This window comes from uncultured Nostoc sp. (assembly GCF_964247315.1).
In the GTDB taxonomy this organism is placed as follows: Bacteria; Cyanobacteriota; Cyanobacteriia; order Cyanobacteriales; family Nostocaceae; genus Nostoc.
On sequence record NZ_CAXTTT010000217.1, the window covers coordinates 1 to 5,778 of the forward strand.

7 protein-coding genes are annotated in these 5,778 nt (G+C 42.7%); 3 read left to right on the plus strand and 4 right to left on the minus strand.

Translation table 11 applies throughout. The annotated features are described in order from the left end of the window. Positions 1-396: 396 nt before the first annotated feature. Positions 397-1,482: an AI-2E family transporter gene (locus ACFE93_RS33690; protein WP_375480326.1), complete on the minus strand. Its 1,086-nt coding sequence runs from the start codon at positions 1,480-1,482 to the stop codon at positions 397-399. Between the two features lie 128 nt (positions 1,483-1,610). On the opposite strand from ACFE93_RS33690, the gene pdxH reads away from it, so the two are divergent. Beyond that, positions 1,611-2,255, plus strand: coding sequence for a pyridoxamine 5'-phosphate oxidase (gene pdxH, locus ACFE93_RS33695; RefSeq protein ID WP_375480328.1), 645 nt, complete (start codon positions 1,611-1,613; stop codon positions 2,253-2,255). A gap of 121 nt (positions 2,256-2,376) precedes the next feature. Here the strand turns inward: pdxH and ACFE93_RS33700 are convergent, their stop codons facing one another. Beyond that, positions 2,377-2,994: an FMN-dependent NADH-azoreductase gene (locus ACFE93_RS33700; protein ID WP_375480330.1), complete on the minus strand. Its 618-nt coding sequence runs from the start codon at positions 2,992-2,994 to the stop codon at positions 2,377-2,379. Between the two features lie 148 nt (positions 2,995-3,142). Here ACFE93_RS33700 and ACFE93_RS33705 point away from each other — a divergent pair, with 148 nt between their 5' ends. Continuing rightward, positions 3,143-3,517 (plus strand): winged helix-turn-helix transcriptional regulator, encoded by a 375-nt coding sequence (locus ACFE93_RS33705; RefSeq protein WP_375480332.1) that lies wholly within the window; start codon positions 3,143-3,145, stop codon positions 3,515-3,517. Positions 3,518-3,543: 26 nt separating this feature from the next. Here the strand turns inward: ACFE93_RS33705 and ACFE93_RS33710 are convergent, their stop codons facing one another. Next, a complete protein-coding gene (locus ACFE93_RS33710; RefSeq protein WP_375480334.1) occupies positions 3,544-4,443 on the minus strand; it encodes a DUF3153 domain-containing protein in 900 nt (299 codons plus the stop codon). A 184-nt stretch (positions 4,444-4,627) separates the two neighbouring features. Further along, a complete protein-coding gene (locus ACFE93_RS33715) occupies positions 4,628-5,170 on the minus strand; it encodes a tetratricopeptide repeat protein (RefSeq protein ID WP_375480336.1) in 543 nt (180 codons plus the stop codon). A 170-nt stretch (positions 5,171-5,340) separates the two neighbouring features. Here ACFE93_RS33715 and ACFE93_RS33720 point away from each other — a divergent pair, with 170 nt between their 5' ends. Then, entirely contained in the window at positions 5,341-5,754 is a 414-nt protein-coding gene (locus ACFE93_RS33720) for a hypothetical protein (RefSeq protein WP_375480337.1), read from the plus strand. Positions 5,755-5,778 lie beyond the last annotated feature (24 nt).

The following is a 5,778-nucleotide window of genomic DNA, read 5'->3' on the forward strand; positions in this document are numbered from 1 at the left end:
TGAGGGTGAACGTTGAGCTTCTGAAGGTGGAAGTTGAGCTTCTGAGGGTGAACGTTCAAGTTTTAACAAAGTTATGTTCAGTTTAATTCCCCTGCCTAAGAATGGCAGCACGAATTGAATACCTAATTAAAATCCCCGTTACAAAACGTAATTGTTCTCTTTGTAGAGATAGCGAGTCCGCGTACTCTGTAAAAGTTGCAAGCTACGCTTTTAGCGTCTCGTAGAGAGCGTCATTGCGAATTGCAAATTGCGAATTGGTTTAACTTCCCCTGCCCCCAAGATAAAGTTAAAAGTCAAAAGTTAAAGGGCAAGCATAGAACTGATGAAGTCTTAATTCTTTTCTTTTTACTTTTTACTTTTAGCTTTTGACTTACTAGCCCCTGCCCCTCTGCCACCTTAATCAGGAGGTGAATCACGAGCAATAGTAACAGTTGAGACAAAATTACTTGGCTTGCCACTCTTAATAGCATCGAAAGTGCCCTTAATAGTACCAGCAATTGGAACAGCAACAAGTGTCCCTAACAAGCCAGCAATCTCAAATCCCATTAGAATAGACACAAAAATCCAAATGGGATTTAATCCGATAAAATTGCCGAGTAACCTGGGAGCTAACAAATTATCTTTAAGCTGCTGCATGAGAACTGCCGCGATCGCAACTTGAACTGCCAACCACCAATTTTGCAGCAGCACTAAAATCGTTACTAGACCAATACCCAGAGACGCCCCAATAAAGGGAATGAGTTCTGAGATACCAATTAATATGGCAAACAACAGGGCAAAGGGCACCTTCATCACTAAGAAAATTGGTGTCAGGGTTAGCACCATGAATAATCCTAGTAATAGCTGGCTGAGGAAGAAGTTCTGAAAGTTTAAGCGCAAGGATGTGGTCAGGGGATCTCCAATGTTAGAGGGCAAAAGATTGATTAGACCATACCAGACGCGCTCGCCATATAAAAGCATATAAAATGCAAGCACAATGACTAACACTAAGTCAAGTAAGCCTGATAGCAATGTTCCAGCAAATCCTACTGCACCAGAAGCTAGCTGTTGCACCACATTCTGAATGTTGGCATTGATTTGACTGCTCACAACCCTGAGATCGATTGGCAAACGTCGTTGTTTTGCCAGCTTCTCAAACTGCTCTAAGTTTGCTTGACTCGCGCCTAACCAATCAGGGATATTATTTAACAATTGGATTGTTTGGTCAATGATCAACGGCACTAGGGTGACGCCCAGAATCACAAACAGGCTTAACGTTGCAAGTAAAACTATGATCACCGCTTGAGTGCGCGTAATTTGAGCACGTTCAAAGAACTTAACTGGATAATTTAGTAGAAAAGCCAAAATTGCCGCAATGCTCAAGACGGTAATAGGATGTTGGAAATAGCGAAAAACCAGGGACAGCAGCCAGATATTGAGAGCGATAATCGGGCCGCTTAGACCATAAATTAACAGGCGTTGAAGGGAGGCCGAACGGCGCATCTTATGCAACCTATTTTAGATATTCCTTGAGAGAATTTGTAAAATTCTTGATGATGCTAATCATCATCATAGATATTTTTAACAAAGCCATGTATAAGCGTATCTGATTACTTAGGAATTAAATCAAAATGGACAAAACCGTAGCCGACCTTCGCAAAGACTACACCTTGGAAGGTTTGAGCGAACTCGAAATAGACCTCAATCCTTTTATCCAATTTAAAAAATGGTTCGATCAGGCACTCGCAGCACAACTCCCTGAACCCAATGCCATGACCATTGCCACAGCCACACCAGACGGTAAGCCTTCAGCCAGAATGGTGCTGCTTAAGAATTTTGATGAACGGGGCTTTACCTTCTTTACCAACTACAACAGTCATAAAGGACAAGAATTAGCAGAAAACCCCCAGGCGGCTTTAGTCTTTTGGTGGGCAGAACTGGAACGTCAAGTCCGAATTTCGGGGTATGTGGAGAAAGTTTCCGAAACTGAGTCTGACCAGTATTTTCACAGTCGTCCTCCTAACAGTCGCCTGGGTGCGTGGGTATCTAATCAAAGCGAGGTGATAGAAAGCCGAGAAGTCTTAGAGCGACGCTTGCAGGAGTTTCAAAGCAAATATGAAAATCAGGAGATTTTTCGACCGCCTCATTGGGGAGGCTTACGAGTTATCCCTACAGAAATTGAGTTTTGGCAAGGACGCCCTAGCCGTCTGCACGATCGCTTACTCTATAGCCGTTTAGATAATGGCACTTGGAAAATTGAGCGGTTGTCACCCTGAAGAAGAGGCAAGGGAGCAGGGGAGAATTCTTGAACAAGTATCTCCCTTGTCTCCCCCCTCTTCCTTGTCTACCTTGTCTCTTCTCCATGCCCAATGCCCAATGCCCAATGCCCACATCACATTACCACTGGGCGATCGCATCTTGAATTGCTGCTCTTGCTTCTAATAAAGATCGGGTACGGGCATCACCTTCATTCAGGCTGTTAGCGTTAATAAATTGAATGTCTGTAACCCCAATAAAGCCGAAAATTGCCCGCAGATAGGGTTCTTGAAAATCATAAGCAACGGCTGGGGAGGTGGCGCTAAAGTCACCGCCACGAGCTGTAATAATAAGTGCCTTTTTACCTTCGACTAACCCTCTAAAACCTTGAGCTTCTATTGCAACAGTCCGATTAATGCGAACGATTTGGTCGATGTAAGCCTTAAAAGTGGAAGGTACATTAAAGTTGTACATTGGCACTCCAAAGACGTAGCGATCGGCTGCCAAAAACTCATCAATCAGTTCGTCAGAAATCCTAATTGCCTCAGTTAATTCTGGGGTATGGGTTTCTGGTGGTGAAAATGCTGCCGCAATCCAAGCTTCATCAACGTGAGGAACTGGGTAATGCCCTAAATCTCGATAAGCGATCGCATCTTCAGGATGCGCTGCCTTCCAACCACTGACGAATTCCTTAGATAGTTCTCTGGAGTGCGATCGTTCACCACGGGGGCTGGAATCAATATGTAGAATATTTACCACCAAATATCTCCTGATTAACTAGGATTTCTGCTTTTACTTTTTTTGAATCTTTATTTCAAAGCATTACATTAGATACTAAAAGTAACTAGTTACTAAAGTAAAGTAGTTACCATAAAGTAACCACCCGATAATTTTGGCTAACTTATCGATGTCTGCTTCTAAAAATCCTCATGCTTGCCCAGTAAGTATTCTGATGTCCTTACTATCAGGGCCGTGGACAATGTACATACTATGGGTGTTGTGTAATAGTGGGCCTAATCGCTTTGGTGCATTGAAGCGCCAAGTAGAGGGTATATCAACTAAAGTGCTGACAGAAAGACTGAGGATGCTTGAGGCCGCAGAGATTATTTATCGCCAGTATGAACCAACTGTTCCACCCCAAGTAACTTACGGTTTGACAGAACGCGGCCAGGAACTCATTGATGTGCTTCATCAACTCAATGGACTTGCTGAACGCTGGTATGGCAGCGAACATGAGTCTGAAGGTGAAGTAAAAAAGCCGATGGAGAATGCATCGGCTTAACTGACAATATTCAACAGCTAAATAGTCTACTGCTCCTGGATTGCTGCTGCTTTGGGAGGAAACTGAATTCTGGGATCTGGCATGAAATTGTATCTCAAGTACAATCCTCCTGAGACAAACAGGATAATTAACAACCCACCAATACCAAGGGGACTAGGAAGCCAGAAAACAGCTTCTATGTGATTTAGCTCACCAGGCTGGAGTTTCCACACTAATTGATTGCCATTTTTTTCTGGCTCAATTGCAGTTTCAGTTAGTTGAATATTTTTGGCTCCCCAAGGAGTCTTCAAGCTAAATTCCAAATCGAGAATTGAACCAGCATTAGCTAGGACGTTACCTTTGCTGGCAATTAGAGAGAGCGATCGCAAATCCAAATCATAAATCAACCGATTTCGGACTAAAAGTAAAAAATTATTCTCCTCTAAGAGGACGTTTGATTCAATTTTCGGCAGTTCTGAGTTAGATTGGCTCTCTACAGACTCAGAGGGTTGATTTGCACGGGAGTTAAAGAATTCGTTGAATTTCTCTTGCAATTCTCTACCATTGCTAAAAGGAATTGTGACGATGATTTCTTCTTGGGAAACTCGCTGTACTTTACCCTCCAGTTGACGGGCGCGACGTTCTATGCTTTTTAACCATTCGTACACCGAATCGCCACTAAAGCTAGTTAGCCGTTCTCCCAACTTAATATGCTGTACTAGTTCACCACTATTTGAATTGTCAAAATTAAGCCCTACATCATACTTTACACAGCCAGTCAGTAACAGGGATGTTAATAGCACTAGCCACAGAATAGGATTTCGCATGGGAAAGACCCGATTAATTCGATTTCGACCATTCAGTGGTGAGAGCAATTTCATTGCCAACACAAAACTAAATGGTCTGACTAACCCCAAGAAAATCTTTCCAAAAATTGAAGAATTCATAACTATAAATCTCCCCAAAAGTCAAACTTTTTAACCGATCTTGACTTATTAGTATTGTTTAAGATTCCTGGAATACCATTTCGATCGCTCTGAGACTGGGTAAGAAAATATGAGTAAGATTTAGTTTGGGTCTGAATCTTCATTCAAATCTTCCCAATCCCTAGTCCCCAATCCAAAATTGTTATCAGCCAGGAGTTCCTGAAAAATTCAACCAAACCAAGTATGAGATGGTTAAACCAATGGCAATTAGCGCCACCCAGATAAAGCGATTATCTCTGGTATTGACCTGACTGAGGTCAACAAATTCTGGCTCGGCAAATTTAGGCTTTTGCTCCCCAGAAGATTTAGTAGACTTAGCAGGTACAGAAATTTTGAGTTCATTATCGGCTAATGCGCCCAAATCGGGGATTTCAGTCATCCATTCGCTAGGTCTTTTCAGCTTTGGTGCTTTTAAGATATAAAGCATCCGCCGCGCTTGTTTGCTGATTTCAAAATGGGCATGGCGTTTGAGTCTTTCGCAAAGAGCGATCGCATCATCCGTGCGTCCAGCCGCTTCATAAGCTGTCACCAGATAAATTTCTACTTCGCCCGCAAGGCGAGAATTACGCGCTAACAGGGTGCTGGCCTTTTCCAAATTTTCTACGGCTTCGCGGTATTGCCCATTTTCAAAGGCAACTATCCCAGTCTGGTAGCGGGTTTTAGCAATTTCTAAACTTTCTGTACTCACGTCTTATACAAAAATTAGCACTGTTTTAATTTTGCCAATGCCAGCAATCTTTTTGGAATTTTTTCAAAAGCTGGCAATCTGAAAGTGAATAAACTTCTAAAATTTTAACTAAGTAGCTGCAACTATTTTCTGATTAAAAATTCCGGTATCTTATGCAGGTGAGCAAAATTATGTTGAAAATTAAGCATTCGCAACTGAATTGGCTCTTAGCAGGTATGACTTTAGCTTTGATGGGTATAAGCATTGCTCCAGCTTCCGCCCAGCGCGCATTCGTGATTGATGGTGGCTATGGAGTCAGGCGATCATCGCCTTCTGTAGGTTCCTTTATTTATGGTAGTCCGATTCCCACGCCTATGCCTGTAGACCCGGCAACGGGACTAATGCCACAACGCAATAATTTCCCAGATTCTTACTATCCCCAGGTAAGGCAGAACATGAGAAATTCCACGCTGATTAATCCAACTTTGATTAATCCGGCAATTCGAGACTCAACCATAGTTAATCCGGTGATTATAAATAACTCATGGCGTCGTACACCATTTAGCGGCGGGCGATCGCGGGTTATTATTACCTATCCCCGGTAAGAAGGCAGAGGGGCAGGGGAGGCA

What these genes read in the sequence shown, in the direction of transcription:
- ACFE93_RS33705 (WP_375480332.1), top strand. Translation starts at nt 3,143, where the DNA reads ATGTCTGCTTCTAAAAATCCTCATGCTTGCCCAGTAAGTATTCTGATG.
- ACFE93_RS33690 (WP_375480326.1), bottom strand. Translation starts at nt 1,482, where the DNA reads ATGCGCCGTTCGGCCTCCCTTCAACGCCTGTTAATTTATGGTCTAAGC.
- ACFE93_RS33710 (WP_375480334.1), bottom strand. Translation starts at nt 4,443, where the DNA reads ATGAATTCTTCAATTTTTGGAAAGATTTTCTTGGGGTTAGTCAGACCA.
- ACFE93_RS33720 (WP_375480337.1), top strand. Translation starts at nt 5,341, where the DNA reads ATGTTGAAAATTAAGCATTCGCAACTGAATTGGCTCTTAGCAGGTATG.
- pdxH (WP_375480328.1), top strand. Translation starts at nt 1,611, where the DNA reads ATGGACAAAACCGTAGCCGACCTTCGCAAAGACTACACCTTGGAAGGT.